Origin of the sequence: uncultured Chitinophaga sp., from assembly GCF_937898475.1 — a bacterium.
Lineage (GTDB): Bacteria > Bacteroidota > Bacteroidia > Chitinophagales > Chitinophagaceae > Chitinophaga.
Window position 1 is genome coordinate 14814 of sequence record NZ_CALEJS010000010.1, and the last position, 17950, is coordinate 32763.

10 protein-coding genes are annotated in these 17950 nt (G+C 44.6%); 4 read left to right on the top strand and 6 right to left on the bottom strand.

Annotated features, from left to right (window positions below):
* Positions 1–71 precede the first annotated feature (71 nt).
* On the bottom strand, positions 72–2753 hold the full coding sequence (locus Q0577_RS00545) for a CHC2 zinc finger domain-containing protein (protein ID WP_298731725.1): 2682 nt from the start codon (positions 2751–2753) through the stop codon (positions 72–74).
* The gene (locus Q0577_RS00550) at positions 2734–2946 is read right to left on the bottom strand and encodes a SymE family type I addiction module toxin (protein ID WP_298731715.1); all 213 of its coding nucleotides are present in this window, start codon (positions 2944–2946) and stop codon (positions 2734–2736) included. Before Q0577_RS00550 ends, Q0577_RS00545 begins: the two co-directional genes overlap by 20 nt.
* Positions 2947–3094: 148 nt before the next feature.
* On the opposite strand from Q0577_RS00550, the gene Q0577_RS00555 reads away from it, so the two are divergent.
* The gene (locus Q0577_RS00555; protein WP_298731727.1) at positions 3095–3430 is read left to right on the top strand and encodes a helix-turn-helix transcriptional regulator; all 336 of its coding nucleotides are present in this window, start codon (positions 3095–3097) and stop codon (positions 3428–3430) included.
* Between the two features lie 53 nt (positions 3431–3483).
* Here the strand turns inward: Q0577_RS00555 and Q0577_RS00560 are convergent, their stop codons facing one another.
* From Q0577_RS00560 to Q0577_RS00575, 4 genes are read right to left on the bottom strand one after another with little or no spacing between them, the layout of a single operon-like run.
* A complete protein-coding gene (locus Q0577_RS00560) occupies positions 3484–4131 on the bottom strand; it encodes an SMI1/KNR4 family protein (protein ID WP_298731728.1) in 648 nt (215 codons plus the stop codon).
* Complete coding sequence (locus Q0577_RS00565; RefSeq protein ID WP_298731730.1) at positions 4128–8525, bottom strand: DUF6443 domain-containing protein; 4398 nt, start codon at positions 8523–8525, stop codon at positions 4128–4130. The genes Q0577_RS00560 and Q0577_RS00565 overlap by 4 nt, the downstream gene beginning before the upstream one ends.
* A gap of 53 nt (positions 8526–8578) precedes the next feature.
* Entirely contained in the window at positions 8579–12355 is a 3777-nt protein-coding gene (locus tag Q0577_RS00570) for a hypothetical protein (protein WP_298731732.1), read from the bottom strand.
* 8 nt (positions 12356–12363) lie between these two features.
* Complete coding sequence (locus Q0577_RS00575; RefSeq protein WP_298731733.1) at positions 12364–13230, bottom strand: hypothetical protein; 867 nt, start codon at positions 13228–13230, stop codon at positions 12364–12366.
* Between the two features lie 627 nt (positions 13231–13857).
* Between Q0577_RS00575 and Q0577_RS27180 the strand changes: the two genes are divergently transcribed.
* From Q0577_RS27180 to Q0577_RS00585, 3 genes are all read left to right on the top strand, one after another.
* Positions 13858–14142: a helix-turn-helix domain-containing protein gene (locus tag Q0577_RS27180; protein WP_366883625.1), complete on the top strand. Its 285-nt coding sequence runs from the start codon at positions 13858–13860 to the stop codon at positions 14140–14142.
* A 452-nt stretch (positions 14143–14594) separates the two neighbouring features.
* Positions 14595–16256 carry a DUF1800 domain-containing protein gene (locus Q0577_RS00580; RefSeq protein WP_298731735.1) on the top strand — a complete coding sequence of 554 codons (1662 nt, stop codon included), beginning with the start codon at positions 14595–14597 and terminating at the stop codon, positions 16254–16256.
* Positions 16257–16278: 22 nt separating this feature from the next.
* Positions 16279–17865, top strand: coding sequence for a DUF1501 domain-containing protein (locus Q0577_RS00585; protein ID WP_298731737.1), 1587 nt, complete (start codon positions 16279–16281; stop codon positions 17863–17865).
* The last annotated feature ends 85 nt before the right edge of the window (positions 17866–17950 follow it).

Genomic DNA, 17950 nt, shown 5'->3' on the forward strand with positions numbered 1-17950 from the left:
TCTTTTTCACTGTCGCAGTTGTCGCAGTAGCTTAATCCCTTATCTGTGGCGGCTCTTACTGCGACAGTAATTTACTGTCGCAGTACTGTCGTAGTAGACGCAGTTGCTGATATTTTGGTGAGTATACCCTGTAATTGTTCGTCTATGAGCTTGGTGAGCTGGCTATATTCATCTTTGTCTGCTATGGTGTATTCAAAACCTTTACGGTGCTTATAACCACTTACCTGGCGGATGTAGCCATACTGGAACAGTTCCCGGATGTAACGCTGCAGTGAGCGGGGATGCAATCTAAAATCCTTTCTTATCTGCTGAGGCGTAAAGCTATCCTGGCCGCTGGCTGACAGGTACTCTTTCAACTGTTCCAAAAAGTTACGGGTAGCCTTTGCCAGCTCGTCGCCTTTACTGAAGAGTACCTCCTTTAGCAACCCGAACGCGGCCGATATATCCTCCGGCGTGCTTTCTATATAAGGCTGACCGCTGCCATCCCTTTTGATCTCCCGCTGGTACTGATGATAAAAGGTAACTGTTTCTATAAACGATAATAACAGCGTCATGGTTCTGCGGGGCTTAAAGATCTGCTGCGGCAACTGGATATAAGCGGCATAAGGATTGACCACCCGCACCGGTTGCAGTACCTGTTGGATACTCCTAAACAGTTCCTTTACTGTCTGCTCCTGGCTGTGATCTACGAGCCCAGCGCTTAACCGTGTCTGGTACTCCATAATGCGCCGATCCTGATCGCTCGTCCCATCCACATACAGCAGTAGGCAACGGTTAGCATTGTCCTCATACAGCTTTTCACGAGTGGTACACCCACTCACACTCACCGGACCTTCTACCGTAACAGTAACGGTTTTCAGGTTCCCTTTACTATCCTTCAGGGTAACGGTTTTGGATATCCGCCGCTTGCTCTGCAGCTCGCGTAGCGGATACAGGGAAGATTCTGCGCCGTCCAGGTCTTCTATTAACAGCAGCTTATGTTTTAACTCCTCCTGCTTAAAATAATAAAAGGCGTTCTCGGTCACCTGGGTGATCTCTATTTTATCTTCCACTGGTATCAGCTCGCTTACCCGCTCCTGCAGATAGGTCTTACCGCTACCACTGGCGCCCAGGAACATAATATGTAAAGGCGCCTCCCGCTTACGGCTGCTGTACACCAGGTAAGCAATGAGCCGGTTAATAGTTTCCCCTACAATACCAGACCGTCCTATATCATCACTGGTACGCCGCAGCAACCCCGGTTGTTTTAAGTAATTAATAGCGGCCTCCCTTTGCGCAACTGTTAACTCCGGCTTTACTGCCGGACGGGCTTGCATGCTCTCCAGCCGTGATGCCCGGTAGGCTTCCAGCGCGCCGGTAAGCTGGGATATAATTCCTGTCACTACCTGCAGGCTCATTTCAAAAGCCTCTGATAGTTTGCTGATCAGCTGCTCCGAGTGGCTGTTATTGTACAGATCAAGATTGTGGCGTACTGGTAACAACTGCTTTTGCGTATGCTCTACCTTCAGCGTAACCCGCAAGCGGTCTAACCCTGTGAGCTTAATACCGCCCAGGATAGTGATCTGTAATAGGCCACCATCATAGGTTAACAGCTCGGGGGTAGCAGTGTTCAACCTGGTATCTACTGCTGTTGCAGGGGTAACAGCACTTTCAACCGGTGGAGCTTCTTTTTCAATTGAAGAATAAAATATTACAGGCTGACGCTGACTGATCATATCTATTAAGATACGGTTGTCATCATGTGTTTGCAGCAAGCTATTTATATCTTCTCCATCAGGAAGCCTTACAGCTGTGATCTTCACCTGTGGCAGCAGCCTGGCCAGCGTGCCTGCGTGTTTGGTGATGGCTGTCTGGCCGGCGCTATCTCCATCTAACATAAAGATGATCTCTTCCAAGCCGCTACAGTTGATGATGGCCTGCTGATGCTCATCTGTTAAGCCATTGGTACCATACAAGGCTAATACCCCGTACTCTGTAGTGATCTCCGCCTGCTGCAATAAGCTGGCCGCATCGATCACACTTTCCGTAAGTATTAACCTCGTAGTAGCACCCTCAGGATAACAGGGATAAAGACCGGATCTTCCGGTTAAGTAAAAATGCCGCTGATCCTCATTGTTACTGATACTGCGGCCGTATAATGATATAATTTTATGCTCCCGGTTCTTTAAGGGGAAGACCACACAGTCTTTTGCCCATACATTGTAACCGCCAGTGGAACGGAGTTTCAGCAATCCGTATTTTACCATGCTGCTGACCATGTGGTGGTTCTTGCTCTCCACATGCAGCCCACCACTGTTATAACCGATTTCATGGAGTTGGTAGTTTATACTCCGGCTCTCCAGGTAGCTGACTGCTTTCTTTGCAAGCGGTAAGGACCGTTTAAAGTAGCTGAACACTTTTACCATTAAGGCTTCCTGTTCAAGTATATCGGCATCACTGCCCGCTGGTAACTGTACTGAAGGCAAAATCGCAGGTATAGCACCTGCCGCTCCCAGCATGGATTTAGCTTTCATAATAGCTTCATGCTTGCCACCTTTTTCCATCAGCTGTATAAACTGCAGCTGATCCCCACTACCAGCGCTGCAGGCTGTAGAGAAGCAGCAGAACGTATCGGTCTTGGGGTACAGCTGCAGGCTGGGTGTTTTATCCGCATGGAAGGGGCAGAGCAGCCGGTTATACTTATCAGGCTTTAACCCATAATGCGCCACCACTTCCAGGATAGATAACTGCTGCTTAATGTCCCGTATCTCCATGAGCAGCTTTCTTTTTGATCTTCAGCACCCGGCGGCCTACCAGGATCTCTAACTGGTCGCCTACTTTAAAACCGGCCTGCTCTAACCATAGGCCGCTTACATTCAACCAGGGCACATCACGGCCACCGTTCCAATGATTCTTTACCTGTTGGTATTTACCATGTAGTTTGATAAGTCTGGTTTGCTTTGCCATGTGGAAAAATATTTAATCACTACCTATTGGTCGCAAATGTAACATATCCATCTTTACAAACCAAGTTTTATAGGTTTTGATTAATACTTATAGGTAGAGTATTTTTGCAAGAGCCCGTTAAAACGGGTCTGTTTCAATACGTTTCAGTATGACAATAGGCGAACATATAATGCTGCTGCGCAAGCAAAAAGGCTTATCCCAGGCCGATCTTGGTAAACAGATTGGTACTTCCGGTGATATTATCGGCCGCTATGAGCGTAACATCATGACCCCATCCATTGAGGTGATTATTAAAATTGCGGATGCACTGGCGGTGTCTATTGATTACCTGGTTGGTAAAACAAACCTAGTGTTGGATCAGGATACTTTAAAACGCCTGGAAGATATTAACGCCTTACCGGGTGAGGCTAAGGACTATATCCTTAACCATATTGATATAATGATCCGGGACTTTAAAAACAAAAAGACATACAGCCATAAATGAAAAATCCGCAGGCAATCACCTGCGGATTTTGTACTGCTATTTGAACTAACATATTATTCTAGTCCCTTTATCTTCAGCTTCACCTTCTCTCCATCTTTTAGGTTATATACCTGTTTTGCTATGTCGGCATTATATAAAAGATAACCGGGATAGTCATTAACATAAAAATTTCCAATCGCATAATCTCCCCCTATGACAAAAGGTATTTTAGGTTGAAGTCTTTGATCTAAAGATATTGGATATCTGTCCTTCCATTCCTTTTCATAACTCATGCCTGTAAAATATTCGAGATCTGCTATTAGAACGTTTAACCATTCTTTAAACCCTTGTGCTAACACCTCTCTGCTTCCTGTCTCTATGTTGAAAAATATTACTGTCCCATTATCCAGATTAAATGCAAACTGATTTCCAAAGATGTCCTGGGCAAAAGAATATAGTTCCTCAAATAAAAAACTAAACTCCTCTTTAAGTGTGTTATTTACAGATAAAATACTCCTAAATTTTTCATCTTCTTTTACTAAACTATAAAATTGCAGAGATTGGCCAAAGAAGAAACCTCCGTTACCAACAGAAGCAATAAACTCAAAATAATCTTCATCTCGAATAAATTGTTTAATTATTGCTACTATTTTATTGTCAATTTCAAAGGAAGTCCCTTCTTCTAATTTATTATCAATAAAATGGTTAAGCTGTGTAATCATTGCTTTATCGGCTTGTCTAAATTAATAACTTTGATCTGAACCCTTGTATTATCGGGCAGATTTTTAATCTGTTGCCCTATTGATGCTCCCGCTCCTCTATTATCGCCTGAAGTTATGGTCCTTACACTAGTCCCCCCACTAGGCCTTAAAACGGCCGGAGGGAATTCATCTCTATCTTTGCCTTGCTCTGTTTTGACATTTTTTGTATTCTCTCGTCTTCGGCTACTGGCTCCAGAACGATCTATTGTTCCTTCTCCAGGAACTCCACTATCCATAGCATCTTGAGCATGCCTAGCCGATTCAGGGTGCCGTTTGCCATCTATTACAACTTCCTTAACCTCATCTTTTACTTCATTTGCCAATTTCTTTGCAGCTTCCTGTGTCAGCTTTGTCTTTGCTGCCTCTTTAGCACCTTCACGTGTAAAGAGTGATACGGATACTTTTTCTGCTTTGCCCCCTGGGAGAATGCTTGTTACAACCTCTGTATTATAATTTCTGTAGGCTTGTTTTACGGCTTGCGCATCGGAGGGGCTTCCACTTGGAGCAACTGCCGGTTTTGAAGCCAATAGCAAGCCTACAGCAAAGATGATAAACGGAACTATAGGTAACTTACCATCAGGGTCGGAAAAACTTGGAGGATTATTATACGCAAAATGATACGGTGTTAAACTTTCTTGGCCGTCTTCCAATAATGGATCTATCTGCAGGAATCTTCCTATTTGTTGGTCATACGTCCTCGCATTAAAGTCGTACCACTCCAATCCACTACCATCACCGAACTCTTTACTCTGCAACTCATTACCATTATACTTCTTCCTATTCTCCGGGTAATTCACGCCCTTCAACGCATTCGAACTAATCCCCGCCATTGTAAGTCCATACGGATAATAATGTGTCTCCTCCAACAAAGGCCCACTTGCCGACAGTACCGTAACATTATCAAAGAGCACATCCTGTTCTGTTTCATTGCTGGTATACACATAGAGAAAACCACTCTTCTCCATCACCATCTTATCCACCGCCAATGTCTGCAACTCATCCGGTTCTCCTTTTACCTGTCTTACACCACTGTTCTCCTCCACTAAGTTAAACTGATCATCGAATAATACAAAATTCAGATATGCCTTCGGTTTATCCTGCTGATTCTGGTCTGCATCCCTTTCCTTTAAGCGCTGGTAATCATTAGAATTAAAGTTGCCAAAAGGTGATACGCGATCTGCTACCCGATTGGTATGTGAGCCACTGGATGCTGCTTCGCCGCCAAACGCCTGCAGCAAACCTGCCACCATATCCTCGGGAGTTACGGACTTACTATCTTTGGGACCGGCTGACTTATAGAACGCCCTGGCACCTATCTGAATCGTATCTCCTGCCATTACTTTGAGGACCAGCGAAGGACCTATTTTTTTGCCACTTTTAGCATTCAGCTTTGCAACATACTGGTTACTTCCGGCTGCCTGATCTTCAGGATAACCCGCCGGCTTCCCGGCCCTGGTTTCTTCCACATTGCTAAACAACGCGGCTTCCGCAGGTGCGTTTGCTGGCTCCATTGTTGCCGTATACACCGACAGATCGGTCTGCTCTGTTAACACCGTCCTCACGTTCCCCAGGTGATCTTTCAGGAAGTAGTCATAGTAATACTTAACAGGCTGACCGGCTACATATACGGGCCGTATACGTCCCTCCTCGTGGCCTATCAATTCCATGGTATCATTCCGGTAAACAATTCCGCCGATGTAGTCAGTGGTAGTGATCTTAGCCGGTGTAACAGTATTATCTGTAACAATCTTCCGTAGTTTGACTCCGGTGGCGTCATATAAATACCGGATGGTGCCTTTACTTGTAATAGCTATACTATCCGGCAGATTCAGATGATTATAGCGGATGACGGCAATATTTTTATTCAGATCTTTGATCAGGTTGCCGCTGGTATCATAGGCATAATCCCCTGTCTCATTGTTGTTGATCTCTTTGAAGTCCCCCAGCTGACTGGCAGTGTTATTCTTCTTGTCGGTTACAAACGACAGTTTATTGCTGTTTAGCTGATAACCATACTTTAAGCTGTCTATTGTTTGAATGCTGGTCCCGTTCATGCCTTTTTGCCGCATGGACAGAATATTGCCATTGGGATCATATACCAGCTGATCAACAGAAAAATCTGCCTGTGTTTTATCCCAGGTGTTGCTGCTGGCTGTGTTATTCTGGGTAAAATCCGCCGTTGTAAGCCGGTTGGCGTTGTCATAGTTATATCCATAGGCCCGGCCTTTCCCATCACTACCACTTTTCCATTTAATGCCGGCGATATTGCCATTCACCTGGTTGGTGGTAAAGCCATAGTCATAGCTTAACTCCTGTCCAAACCAGCTGTTATAACCAGTAGGTGTTTTTACAAAGCCTTTATTAATGCTTTTTAACCAGCCGCGGATATTATACTCATAATTCAGCGTTTCAAGCTGGGTGCTGCCTTTCACATGTAGTCGTTTGCTTTTAAGCTGACCCAGCTCATCGTATGTATTTTTAGCTATTGTTAACTGCGTACTGTCATTCAGTTTTTTGATCACATCTGTAACCCTTCCTGCTGCATCATACAGCATCTGCGTCATCAGAATGGTCTGAGGCGTGGTACCACTACGCACATTAGTATGTCGCTGCAGTGTTCGCAGCAGCTTCCCGCTGAAGTCGTATATACTGCTTACTACATCCTTACCTCCACTGACATTATCGGCTATTACTTGCAATACCCTGCCTTTGTCAGTATAATAAGTCGTGGTTGTCAGCCACTGATCCGTACCTAATACCCTTACTTTGGTGCCAGTCACCAGCCCCCGTGTCATATTGCTGGTGCTGCTTATGATTTCTGCATACGGACTGCCGGAAAAAGCCGGTGTGGTAAGATCACCCGTTACAGCATTATGTTTTCCCGCATAGTTATAATCATCATAAAAAGTATAGGTCAGCGGTGTGAGCGCACTTGCAGCAATATTGGGCAGCGGGTTTACAGCGACAATGCTTAGGTTATCCTGGTTGGCAGTACCATCTATGAGTGCCTCCATCGCGCCGCCGGCACCAGTATCAAAACCAGCATTAAACGTAATGCTTTTCCGGGCGGTGTATTTTGCACGGCCATCATGATAAGCGAATTCCAGGTCTGCCTGTTCGGGAATGGGATTTGTGATGACCTGCGTATTGGAAGTTGCCTGGTTCATGCTGAGTTGCAGGGCGTCTCGCGTAGCAGCGGAACTATACAATGCTGTCATGGTAGGTCTGTCCAGTCCATCATAAAAGGTAACCAACCATTTCTTGTTGGTAGCATTTCTCATGTTTCCGTCACGGGTAAAAACGAGCCTGTCCCTAACATCATAAACCATTTCCGTTGAATCTGCTCCCGGTACCTTTTTCATGATCATCCGGTTACGGCTGTCATAGCGGTAAAAGAAGCAAAGCTCACGGGCAATTGTGGCGTCTATAGTCCAGCTGGGCCTGATCAGCTCTACGGCTTTGGGAGGGATCACGCAACGAAGGTTGCCCAGATCGTCATAAACATAGTAGGTGCAAAGCCAACCTACATGACCTTCAGAAGGGCTATCAGTTAATTGTATTTTCTTCAGAACTACCCGGTCTTCCTTATCTTTGTATTCTATTGTTAGCTTTCCCCGCTCGTCTTTGGTTATATTTTTATACAGTTGACCGCGGCCGTAGATGCGGCTGCCACCGGTAGTTGGGATGATGGTCCCGTTAGCAGGCATATCCCAGATATGCACACTGTCTGCAATTGTATTAACCAGGTATTGTTGCTCAACAAATTTATTACCTCCTCTTTCAACACCCGCCGGATCATTCTTTGCCCAGGTATTACCTGGTGCGTACGACTTCAATACGCGGTTTAAGGGAGATGTTTCATACTCAGTCTGACTGTAAAAAATTGCCTCTCCTGAAACACCGGGCGTTAAGTTTGCATCTTGATAAAATGCTTTTTGCGCATTAAAAGGATCTGCCTTGAACTTACCATCGCTTACATTTCCAGCGTATGGGAGATATTTGAACTGCTCCCGACCATAGAAATCATAAGTAAAGGGAGTTATCAGGTCTTTTCCGCCTGGTGTAATACCCTTGCTAACCGTCTGCAGTGGTCGTCCTAACCCATCGAAGTATTGTGTCGTCTGCCTGACGTGATTTACATCTGGATCATTAGCTACAGTCACAGGATCTGCACTAGGCATGCTGGGTTCCCAGGTGCGTATGTAGTTGATCGTGGCGCTGGTATAGGTATTAGGTGGTGTAACCGCATTCGCTGTTGGGCGAACACTGTTTGATTCCGGTCTGTTTTGTGAATAGGCATCCAGTGTAAATATACTTAGCAGGGAAAGAAAATATATTTTCATTATATATTGCATACTTACGTTCATATTGGGTCAATATTCAGGTGAAGATCTAATTTTGGTTCGTACTACGATTCTGCCGGGCATTCACCGTTTAACCGTTCTTCATAGGTGTCACTGACGCTTCCATCAGACCACTCATAGTGATATACGCCGTAGCATATTTTTTGTCCGTCAACCAGTACCGTTTCGGTTCTCAATGTGTAAATCCTGTTGCCCATTTCGCATACCCCATTAATTTTCTTTTGTCCCTCCTGATCACAGGGCGGAGGGCAGTCGCTCATGGAGAAAGTGGCCACCATCCAGGATTTTTCGTTGTAAGTATAGCTGTACTGATTTTTATCTATATATTCCTTTTCTACATACCCGTTATTTCTTCCTCTGGAATCTTTTTGACATCTCTGCTGCCCGGTTTCTATCCAAGCAGGATAGATCGGACAAATATTAGCAGTTGGCGACCAGACTGTTTGATTATATGTGGGACTCGTCGTGTTAATGTCTCTCACTTCGCGTTCGCTTATGCCCGTAGCCCTTCCCTCAAGTCCTGTTACACATCTGTTGTTACCTGTTGCGGCCCAATTAGCAGTTGTTGAATTATTGTTAACGGCATTATACTTGTATTCTAGTTGCTTAATTATTTTTCTGTCTGCGTCTAGCAGCCGGTTAAGCCTGCCATAATTGTCATACTCGTAGAAGATCGGTAAATTATTAGCGGTGGCCATAGACAAAGTTCCAATTAGAGGAAGATGTGTATAGCTGTTCATTTGAGCATCTTTTGGGAACAGACGGAGCTCATCGAGGAGAGCATTTCCAGAAACTGTTATTGTATTAGGATTCGCGATGTAGTGTTCATACAATGTCCATCCATTTCTTGTGCTGACGGCCTGGCCTGCTATTCCATTGACTTGTGCTGTACCGCTCTTTGTCCAGTATGAAACAATATATTCTTTGTTGATATTTAAACTTGCCTTTGTAATATTGCCTACCGCAAGGTTATATGCTTTAGCACCAGTGTATCCTCCTATTGTAATTGCAGCTGGATTAATAACCCAATTCCCCCCCTGAACCGTCTCAAAACTTGTATAGGCTATTTCATTACTTGCCGCGTTTGTAACAGATGCCGCAACCAAGGATGCATTATAATCCCATATATATGATACAGGACGGCCGTTTACATATTGTAGAGAGGTGGGGTTCCCTTTATCGTCATAAGATATGTACTTTATCCTTGGTTCAAGAGCGCCGCCACCTACCTGTTGATATATAATATCCTCGTAGAACCTATTCGAATTATTCCAATTTCTGAAGTCGGTTCTTTTCCTGTATGTAAGATCAGTGTTACGCAGAAGATCAACTTCTATTGGCACGGATAGAATATTGCTATTAACCATACCATCAATAGCTGCCGAGGCCGTGGTGGTAAGGTTTAGTATGCTGGATTTGTTCTGTGGGTATTTTCTTATTTCGGTAGTTGTTTCACCTGTCTTGCTTGCAGTGTTGACAATTTTTGTAGGATACAGGTGGTTGGGACCATCGTAGAAAATTTCCTGTTTGCGTATTATCGTGTCATTCTGATAATCAATCTCTTCAGTTTTTGTGAGCATCTTACTTCCAAAAGACAATGAAATGTCTGCATAGTCAAAGTAATTTAACATGACCTTATCCAGCACCCATTGATCTGTCAGATAAGTTGCCAGTGGTATACCATATACGTTTATTGTTTGTTCACATATTTGTCCGATCCTTACAGATTTTCTTCCCAGGGAAGTATAGCTGTGCTTTATTTCTTTCTGCAATATGTAGTCGGCATTATCTCTTTTGTATATTTTTTTATTTAGCAGCTGGCCCCTGGCCCAGGACTTGTCAGTACTGAAATTCCAATATTTGATTAAATCATATCCAAACACACTATCCTGTTCGTATTCATACCGGTATTCAGTTTTTCCGTTGTTGTCACCAGGAAAGCCGTCATATTCCGTAACTTTTGTGTAAAACACGGATGACCCACCGAAGTAATTAAATGGGGTTATCGGGTTGGCAAAGATATAAAAGGAGCCACCGGTGCAAAAACTCGAAAAGGTCGGATGTCTCCATTTGCAAGGAACCGTGTATGTGAAGTCATCAGGGTAGAGTCTTGAAATTGCTATTCCCTCATCATATTTATAGGATTTTACGAGTGTTTTATTTGCGATAGTGTCAATGTTAATAATGCGGGCTATTCTCAATCCGCCTTGTAGCAAAGATCGATCGGTGGTATAGGTTGTTCTGTTGCTTTCATATTGAAATATGGAATATGCTCCGGTAGGATAGATAATCTTCTTAAGCATACAAGCCTGTGCAGAAGAGGGTGAAGTATATCTGTCAACAGCCCATAACTCATATGCTTCTCTCACGCTGGTGTTGGCTACGGGGTAGAAGCTTAGCAAAAACCCGTCAATATATTTTGAGTAATTTTTTGGAAGTAGCGTTGCCCCTTCAAGACCATTGCAATAGCCCCAGAAATCCATCGCGGTAGATTTTCTCTCACTCCCTCCGTTATAGGTTCTGTATGGAGGTAGGGCCGTTTCATATTCAAAAGTATACGAACTTACCACAGCGGAAGTTTTGTCGTTAAAATTGACTTTATCCAGCCTGAGCCTTTTGTCATACTTCTCCTTACCTGCCGGAAGCGATTTCCCGGTAGTAAAATAGGAATGTACCAATTGCATTGCTTTAATCAATCCAGCCTCATTGTATACCTTTATCCCTGAAAGGCGTTCTTTGATGGGATCTTGACGATCGTTAGCGTATTCAAACTTTACATATCCATTAGCGAACTTAATGGTATCTATTAATTTTCTATGATACTTGTATACTGTCATTTGAGTAGACCAGTTGAAATTTGGGATCTCCAGTTCACAAAGTTGAGCTCCTGACATTCCGAGCACATTTATATAGAAGGAATAACTATCGAAGAAGTCTTCATAAGTCTCAGCTGCTTTATATTTAAACGTAATTGTGTCTGTTAGGTCGGCTGATATCATCATGGTTAAATGCCAGCTGGTAATGTCATTCGACGCTTGCAGGTTTTCCGTTATTTCTGTTTCATTAAAAAAGTATCGAACTCCCGCATCATCAATTACTGTAAATGTATTGTCTGCGTTTCTGTTTATTTTCAGTTGCCTGTCAACAGGTGTTATATGCATCTGCTTGTTGATGTCATATACAAACTTGCCAGCAAGACCCGGAATGTTAATGTTATAATTATCGGATTGAGAATCAAAAGCACCGGTTGCCAGACTTGTCAAATAAAATAGATCATCTCCGTCGTATACTTTCCCTTGAAGTAAAGATTTACTTTTATATACATCATTTGGGTTAGTGATCTTTAGCAGTCCTCTATCCCGTTCATCCGCTATACCGGCAACCGTTCTTGAAATACTCCCTCCACAATTAATTACCCATCCTAATCCGGCTGGAGTTGCAATATCTTCTACCTTAATACCTGATGCATGGTAAGATAACGAGATGGGAAGTGAAAGTTTTCTGGATTTTATTTCATATATCGGAATGTTTATTTCAGGGATACCGGTGGATAGGCTTACCGGTATTTCCCCGTATCGACCTAAAGCGGCTACTTCCGGAGAGGGTGGTGTGAAATTTTTAAGCGTGATTTGGTTGATGTTTTCAGATTGAGCGAATGATACTAAATGTGAGAGTGTAAAGCTATAGACCAATAGCCAACGATGTAATTTGGCTTTGTTAGTAAAACGATCTATTGCTGCTGTAACCGGAGATTTTACTATTCGGGTCATCGGGTCTGTTATTGAAAATTTTGCAAACATATCAGGGGCTGTATAGGGCATTTTGTACATTAATTGCCAGTGTGTTTACAATCAGGTTGCTTGGAAAAAGTACTATGCTTCTTTAATTCATTAATTTCTTTTTTCAGTTCAATCATATACAATGTCAACTCCTCTACCTTCTGCAATAACTTCTTATTCATTTCTCCCAGGTCTAATCCATCTTTATCTACCTCCTCTGCTGATGGCACATCTGGCAGATGTTTATTGGCTTTTATATATTCCTCAACGTCCTCCAGAGCAGATAATTCGTATTCAGGGTCAAACACAAAATCAGCCCATCCCGTTGGATTTACCTTTATCTTACGCGCTCCAATAGAACCTTCCACAGCCAGCTTATGGATCCCTGTAGATGTTGTGCCTATGCCTACACCCCCCTGTATGCTGATAATATCTGTTGTAGAGAAATTCTGTACATTACTTACCACATCATCCTTCGCCAGAAGAAATGTTGCACTTTGGGCATACCCCGTAAAGGAGAAGTTAAACAGCGTTGAACTGTTTGCAATGGAAACTGCCAGATAACTTTCGCCGTTATAAGTAAGTGTAACCAGTGATGCTGGCTCGTTGTACGAAATGATACTACCCCGGTTCGAAGTATATGCACTTGAAGTATTTACTTCAACTGTCCACTTACGATTGGACGCACCTGTACCACCTCTGATAGCTGTTATCTTCCCGAAAACGTGATTATCTGCTATTGGCGTGTTAGTATATATTTTATGTAGCAATAGATAGTTAGGTCCCTGGCTATCTTCCGTTTGACCTGAAATAGTGAGATTGGTGTGATATGTCCGGACACCTTGTGCCATTGAGAGGCGTGTTACGACAAGCAAGAGGATAAAAGTAAATTTGAACTGCAAAGACATCTTGTTCATATATAGGGTTTTAATATTGTATCTGTGTCTAAAGTTTGCCAGGCCCGTCGGCTGCGTCGTCAATTGCATAAACCATACGGGGAGAAATAATGTTTATCCTGCCTGCACATCGATAGGTACTTAATTGCAATACCAATGTAGGCCAGGTATCTATGCCATATGTATACTTAATCTTATCAATATTTATTGTCGGAGACAGTTAACATAGAATGGTATACCATGCGAAGCATGAAACATACATCTGCAGTTTTTTCGCCTGCATTCCTGGGATTTCCATCATGTAATTCGAAAACCGGTCACTGTCTTGGGCCAACTCAATTATTCGTCTTTAAAACTTTCTATTCATCACTTACTTGATTAGGTACGGGAGAATGGTTTTATCGCATTCAAACATATGGGAACAAAGAAATAATTTTTTTTGAAATAAATGGAAAATTTTTTTTACCCGGGAGATCACAACAAAGCAAAACCCCTCAACCCTGCATCTTCCCTTATTTCCAATAAGAATAAATCCAACCAATTGTACTAAATTCTCCCACATAACCTTCGCCTTTTCCCAAAAAATTCCCTCCCAGACTATTCTATTATGCAGCCTGTCCACAATTTTTTTAACCATTATTATAAGTTATGATATTCTTAACTCCAGAACAGGAACTTATTAAACAGGCTGTACTAAAGAAAGTAACCCGTTTGCTGGCAGACAATAACCCTAAGGGCGTATATCTGTTAAAGTCTTCACAGGTCATCCAGATACTGAATATCTCCCAGAGAATGTTGTACCGGCTAAGGGCTTCCGGTGTGCTGCCTGCAAAAAGAATAGCCTCCTGCTATCGCTACGAGTATCAGGATGTACTTAATATTCTGCAACAAAATTCATCATCAAAACCATTAACACTAAAACAAAGTAATTAAAGCATCCACTGCATTAATCATCTCAGCCGATTTTATGCGGGGTGGAACAGCCAATAATTTATATAAGCCTCTTTCAGTGCTTTGCGGCTTCATTTCCGGTTTAGCCCCGGTTTTACCTGCACTGAAGTAATTCCTTTACCACTTTGTTTCGCAGAACCTTTCTTAATGCCGCCGTGCCGGTTCCTTTTTATTTGTAATAAAAATTACAATCAAAAATAAACTACTCCCCGAGGTTTAATAAAAGAATTGTTTATATAATTTGTTGATATTCCCAATATTATATTTGCCATCCTGCTCCCGGTAATATGCTTATATGAATCCAAACCCCCGCCTATACGCAATAAACCACCTGGAACAAATAATTTTCCCTCTATAAATTAAAAAATTTACTAATTTGGCTCCGTTATCTTTTCGATTTTAACCAATCCGCCTATAACCATATCCTATACAATATGGATCGCAGACAATTCCTCACCTTATCCCCTGCACGCCGCAAAACGGTGAAAGCTTCCTATGGCCGTACACTGTCAGGTATCGATGCATACACAGGCCCATGGGGAACCGCTCAACAGGTACACCTGCTGAAACGTGCATTATTCGGCGCCTCTCCCGCAGATCTGGCCTGGATAAAAGGGCTTACCCTGGATCAGGCGGTAGACGCCCTGCTCACCCCCCTCGCAGCAGCCAACTACCCCCAGCCACCGGTAAATAACTACGGCGACGATGCCACCGGTATCGCCCCCGGCGCCACCTGGGTAAATTCTACGCCCTACACAGATAATGACGACCTGGATCGCGCACGCCGCAGCTCCTACAAAGCATGGTGGCTCGGCGTAATGCTCAACCAAACCAGAAGCATACACGAAAAAATGGTGCTCTTCTGGCATAACCACTTTGTAACAGAAACACAAACGGTAACAGACCTCCGTTATGTGTATAAATACAACACCACCCTCCGCCAACACGCGCTGGGCAATTTTAATGCGCTCACCAAAGCCATTACCCTCGATCCCGCTATGCTCATCTACCTCAACGGTTACCTTAACAGCAAGGAAGCCGCAGATGAGAACTACGCCAGGGAACTGCACGAGCTGTTTACCGTAGGTAAAGGCCCTGATTCTCATTATACAGAAGAAGATGTGCGCGCTACCGCCCGTGTGCTTACCGGGTGGCGTGTTGATCCTAATACCCTTACCAGCTATTTTGATGCTACACAGCACGATTTCAGCAACAAGGAATTCTCTGATTTCTATGGCAAGAAAAGGGTATCCGGACAAACAGGCCCTAACGGCGGTATGCTGGAACTGAATGACCTGATAGATAATATCATCTTCAAACAACCCGAAGTATCCAAATTCATTGTACGTAAATTATACCGCTATTTCATTTACTATAAGATAGATGATGCGGTTGAAGAAAACGTGATCACGCCGCTGGCAGAAATATTCCGTGCAGCTAATTTTGATATTCTGCCCGTGCTCAGCGCCCTGTTCAGAAGCGAGCATTTCTACGATCCGCTGAACATGTCCTGCCTCATTAAAAGCCCTATCGAATTCTGTGTAGGCCTTTGCCGCGAATACAGCGTAGAGTTCCCGCCTGCTTCAGATTACAGCATGGCATACGATAAATGGGATTTTGTACGGCAATACGCAGCCTCTATGCTGCAGGACATTGGCGATCCGCCGCTGGTGGCCGGATGGGATGCCTACTACCAGCAGCCACAGGGTCACGAGCTCTGGATCAACACAGACACCTTCCCTAAACGCAACCGTTTTTCAGATGCCCTGGTAAGCGGTCAGGGCGGGGCCATGGGCCTTACTATCGACGTACTGGCCTTCGCCGATCAGCTGTCAGATCCGGCTAACCCGGTTACACTGGTGAACGATTCATTAGACTTATTATATCGTATAGACGTTTCCGCTAACCTGCGCAGCTGGTTGAAGAACAATATCCTGTTGAGCGGCCAGAACCCGGATAGTGATTACTACTGGACTGATGCCTGGACTACCTACAAATCCAACCCGGGAGATGCCAACGCCAGGGCTGTAGTGGAAACAAGGCTCCGCTCCCTGTACAGATACATTATGAACCTATCCGAATACCAATTATCCTGACCTTACTGAAAGACCTCCTAATATGCGTAGAAGAGATTTTCTCAAACATACAGCATCGGCAGCCGTACTGCCATCCATCATTGATGGGTTCTCTGTAAAAGCATTTGCCGCATCCCCCATGCTGGCAGCGCTGCAAGGCGCCGCTACGGATACCGACCACGTATTGGTTATGATCCAGCTCACCGGTGGTAACGACGGTCTGAACATGGTGATCCCCCTGGATATTTACGATAAATACCGGGCGGCTCGTACCAACATCGCTATTCAGCAGGGCCAGGTACTGCCCCTTGCCAATAATATTAAAACCGGCCTTCACCCGGCTATGACAGGTATACAGCAACTGTATGACGACGGGAAGGCTTGTATCATACAAAGCGTTGGATACCCCTCGCCAGATTATTCCCACTTCCGCGCCATGGATATCTGGCTCACCGGCTCCAACTCCAACCAGGTGCTGAACACCGGCTGGGGAGGAAGGTACCTCAACTATGAGTATCCCAACTTCCCCGAAGGCTTCCCCAACGCAGAAGCGCCCGATCCGCTGGCCATCCAGATAGGCTCCATCATTTCGCCTACCTTCCAGGGGCCCAATGCAAATATGGCGGTAGCCATCACCAGCGCTACAGACTTCTATGACCTGCTGGATAACCCCCAACAGGATCCCGTGCCCAACACACACTGGGGTGATGAGCTCAAATACATTCGCCTCATCGCCAAACAGTCAGATAAATATGCAGACAGCATCAAACTGGCTGCCAGCAAAGTAACACGCCAGGGCGCCTATCCTGATAACAGGCTGGCCGCCCAGCTCAAGATCGTGGCAAGGCTGATAGCGGGCGGACTGAAAACCCGCATGTACATGGTGAGCTACGGCTTCTTTGATACGCACGCAAGCCAGGCTCAGGCCGGGGATACCTCCAAAGGGTACCACGCTGAACTGCTGGGTGATGTGAGCAGCGCCATCAAAGCCTTCATGGACGATCTCACCGAGCTGAAAGCCTCCCGCCGCGTTGTAGGTATGACCTTCTCCGAATTTGGCCGCCGTATCAAATCCAACAGCAGTATGGGTACTGACCACGGCGCCGCCGCTCCCATGATCGTTTTCGGCGATTATGTGCTGCAGGGCGTACTGGGTAACTCTCCCAACATTCCGGATGCTTCCAGCGTAGCCGATAATATCCCGATGCAGTACGATTTCCGTTCTGTATACGCCTCCATCCTCGAACAGTGGTTCTGCGTAAAAGAAGCGGATCTTAAACAGATCCTCTTCGAAGATTATCAGCGGCTGCCCATTGTATCCGGCCTCGCCTGCGGCGTGATCACCGGAACGGACGACATCAACCAGAACGCGGGGAAAAACTATATTACCAACTATCCGAATCCTTTCGTGGACAAAACCTACCTGAAGTACAAAACCAGGGGCGGTCATACCATGATCCAGATATTCGATACCACCGGCCGCCTGATCCTGGTGCCTGTGAACAAAATACATACAGCCGGCGAATACACCATCACTTTCGATGGCGAACGGCTGCCCACTGGCGTGTACTACGCCCGTTTCCAGAACGGTACCGTACAACAGGTGCGCACCATGCTGAAAGTAAGGTAAACGCGACATACTGAATACGCTACGCTGAACGCTTAATGCAAAAATGCAGGCTGCGTTCAGCGTTTTGCTTTTATCCCTTCAGCGT